Source organism: Schlesneria sp. (assembly GCF_036405755.1).
GTDB classification, from domain to species: Bacteria; Planctomycetota; Planctomycetia; order Planctomycetales; family Planctomycetaceae; genus Schlesneria; species Schlesneria sphaerica.
In genome coordinates this window covers 1-3,347 of the sequence record NZ_DASWWZ010000269.1, presented here as the reverse complement: position 1 = coordinate 3,347, position 3,347 = coordinate 1, and the positions used below count along the sequence as shown (strand labels likewise).

2 protein-coding genes and 1 pseudogene are annotated in these 3,347 nt (G+C 57.6%); 2 read left to right on the top strand and 1 reads right to left on the bottom strand.

Annotation, left to right across the window (positions count from 1 at the left end; translation table 11 throughout):
- Positions 1 to 299: pseudogene (locus VGE80_RS09435) on the top strand (efflux RND transporter periplasmic adaptor subunit); the annotation flags it as partial.
- 100 nt (positions 300 to 399) lie between these two features.
- Positions 400 to 2,193, top strand: a complete 1,794-nt coding sequence (locus VGE80_RS09430) for an Hsp70 family protein (RefSeq protein WP_373652452.1) — start codon at positions 400 to 402, stop codon at positions 2,191 to 2,193.
- A 247-nt stretch (positions 2,194 to 2,440) separates the two neighbouring features.
- Here VGE80_RS09430 and VGE80_RS09425 read toward each other — a convergent pair.
- The coding region (locus tag VGE80_RS09425) for a sugar phosphate isomerase/epimerase family protein (RefSeq protein ID WP_440592476.1) at positions 2,441 to 3,347 on the bottom strand (907 nt) is incomplete at its 5' end.

Below are 3,347 nucleotides of genomic sequence, written 5' to 3'. Positions count from 1 at the left end.
ATATTGATGAACGAGACATCAGCCGGTTCCAGGTGACGGGGAAGGCCATGGCCACACCCCGCGGCGCCTCGAATCAGAACCTCAAGCTGGAATTCGTGCGAGTCGAACCGTACGTGATTCCTAAAAGAGCGTTCACGGGTGACAACACTGAACGGATCGATACGCGTGTCCTGCAAATTCTGTATGAGATTGATGAACCTGCTCCGCGAGTCTACGTCGGCCAGCAACTGGACGTTTCGATCGAGTGTCAGGCCTCTTCTTCCTCCAAAGCGTTTGAACAGGATCGCTCAGTCGAGTAAAAGTAACAGAACGCAAGTAATACCGACGGTGATGGAGAACCGGGTATGGTACCCGTTTCGGGCCGTCGTCCATTGTTGAGTTCGACCTAGAAACGGCCGTATGCCAGCCAAGTACATCATCGGAATCGATCTCGGGACCACCAACAGCGCGCTGGCCTATGCCGCACTGGACGCCGAGCATCCGGAAGTTCAGCTACTGCCGATCCCGCAACTGGTCGCTCCGGCGACAGTAGAAGCACGCGATCTGCTTCCGTCTTTCCTATATCTTGCCAGCAAGCAGGAAGGGGCGACCGGCGCCTATGACGTCCCCTGGGCGAAGGGACGCGATTTTGCCATTGGAGAAATGGCACGAAGACAGTCTGCTGAACTGCCTGACCGAACCGTCGGTGCCGCGAAATCGTGGCTCTGTCATAGTCGAATCGACCGACATCAGGCGATCTTGCCATGGGGTGCCGGGGATGAGCTTCCCAAGGTATCGCCCGTCACGGCAACCCGCAGATATCTGGAACACCTCGTGGCGGCGTGGGATCAGGCACATCCGGACGCCCCTCTTGCCGGTCAGCATGTCGTTCTAACGGTTCCTGCGTCATTCGATGCCAGTGCGCGCGAACTCACACGCGAAGCCGCCTCTGCGGCAGGACTGCCTGATGACCTTGTTCTGCTCGAGGAACCGCAATCCGCCGTCTACGCGTGGCTGACCTCAATTGGGGACCGGTGGAGGAAAGTGCTGAAAGTTGGCGACACGCTCCTGGTCTGCGACGTCGGTGGGGGAACGACCGATTTAACGCTCGTGGGCGTCAGCGAGGAAGAGGGGGAACTGACTCTCAAACGGGTCGCTGTCGGCAATCATCTCCTGCTGGGGGGTGACAACATGGACCTGGCGCTGGCGCACTATGTTTCCGGACTGTTTGCCAAGAAGGGGGTCAACCTGGATCCCTGGCAATCGGTCTCGCTCTGGCATTCCTGCCGGCAGGCCAAAGAGGTCCTGCTCGCCCCCGACGGCCCCAAGAAGCATCCGATCTCGGTATTGGGCCGCGGCAGTAAGTTGATCGGGGGAACGGTCACCGTTGAAGTGAGCCGCGAAGCCGCGATGCAGTTGCTGATCGACGGATTCTTCCCTGCGTGCAATTCAACCGAGCGCCCCGCTCGCCAGCGTGTGTCGGGGTTCCAGGAAATCGGACTTCCGTACGAAGCAGACGTGGCAATCACGCGTCATCTGGCAGGCTTCCTGCAGAGTCATGGTACCGACGAAGACGGGGCTGCCCGTCCCACACACGTCCTGTTCAATGGGGGTGTCTACAAAGCGGAGCAGTTCCAATCTCGCCTGCTTGAGACACTCAAATCCTGGTTCCCTGATCAACCCCCTCAGTTACTGGAAGGGGTACACGATCTGGACCATGCCGTCGCTCGGGGAGCCGCGTATTATGGCTGGGCCAAAGTGAAAGGCGGGGTCCGCATTCGCGGGGGGACCGCACGAGCATACTACATCGGAATTGAGACAGCCGGTCTCGCAATCCCGGGAGCCGCGCGGCCTTTGCGTGCCCTGTGTGTCGTCCCCTTTGGAATGGAAGAGGGAACAGAGCTGGACGTTCCCTCTGACCCGATCGGACTAATTGTGGGCCAACCGGCTCATTTCCGGTTTTTCAGTTCGTCCACGAGAAAAGACGACCAGCCAGGGGTCCGTCTGCAGCGTTGGGGTGATGACGAGATTGTCGAGACCGATTCACTGGAAGCAACTCTGCCCAAGGATGACGCCATCGACGACCACTATGTTCCTGTTCAGTTTCATACGCAACTGACAGAACTGGGCGTGCTGGAACTCTGGTGCGTCAGCACACGCGGCAGCGGCCGGTGGAAGCTCGAATTCAGTATCCGGGAAGACGCAGAGAAATAACCTGACACCTGTGAGAGGTTTTTGCGATCTCGGTGAGATGTCCCCGTGGCGTCTCACAGCGAGTGCACCCGGGAAACCACATCACGGCTCGATTCAGGCGTGTCTGGCGCAGCAAAAAACGCCCACTCTCGGAATTCCAAGAGCGGGCGTCTTGATATTAACTGAAGGCGAGATCGCCTCTTCGAGAACCTCGACTGTGAATCAGAAACATGCCCCGGACTCGAAGGCCGGGTCATGCGGTTCGAGATTACTCCGAGAATGCTGAGTCGAAGGCTCGTCCTGAGGGAGCGAAGTCGATGTTCTTGACGTACTGGCAGGACTCACGTGCACCGTGTTCGCGATCCATTCCGCTGTCTTCCCATTCCACGGACAATGGGCCCTGGTACTTGATGGCGTTCAGAGCGCGGATGACTTCTTCAAAGTTCACGCCACCCCGTCCCATGCTGCGGAAATCCCAGCCTCGTCGTGAATCACCGAACGACAGATGGCTGGCCAGAATTCCGGAACGGCCGTTGAGCGTTACTTTGGCGTCCTTCATGTGAACGTGGTAAATGCGGTTCGGGAAGTACCGGATAAATTCTACTGGGTCGACTCCTTGCCAGATCAAGTGGCTTGGGTCGAAGTTGAATCCGAATTCTTCTCGTCCACCCAGAGCGGCAACAGCCCGCTCAGCGGAATATAGGTCGAAGGCGATTTCGGTGGGGTGTACTTCCAGCGCGAACTTGACTCCGCATTCCTGAAAGACATCGAGGATGGGATTGAATCGCTCGGCGAGCAACTTGAATCCATCGTCGTACATCGATTTCGGTGTGGGAGGGAAGTCGTAAATCAGGTGCCAGACGCTTGAGCCAGTGAAACCATTGACGATACCGACACCCAGCTTTTGAGCCGCACGGGCGGTATTCTTCATTTCCTCGATCGCACGTTGCGTCACCCCTTCAGGCTTGCCATCACCCCAGACGTAGGGTGGAAGAATGCTTTTGTGACGTGCGTCGATATTGTCGAGAATCGCTTGTCCAACCAGATGGTTAGAGATCGCGAACACTTGGAGGTCGTACTTTTCGAGAAGCTCTCGTTTGCGGGCGCAGTAGGTATCATCCGACAGAGCCTTGTCCACTTCGAAGTGGTCACCCCAGCAGGCCAGTTCCAGCCCG

Bases quoted from the DNA above. Each gene is read 5' to 3' on its own strand.
- VGE80_RS09430 (WP_373652452.1), top strand. From the start codon at position 400: ATGCCAGCCAAGTACATCATCGGAATCGATCTCGGGACCACCAACAGC.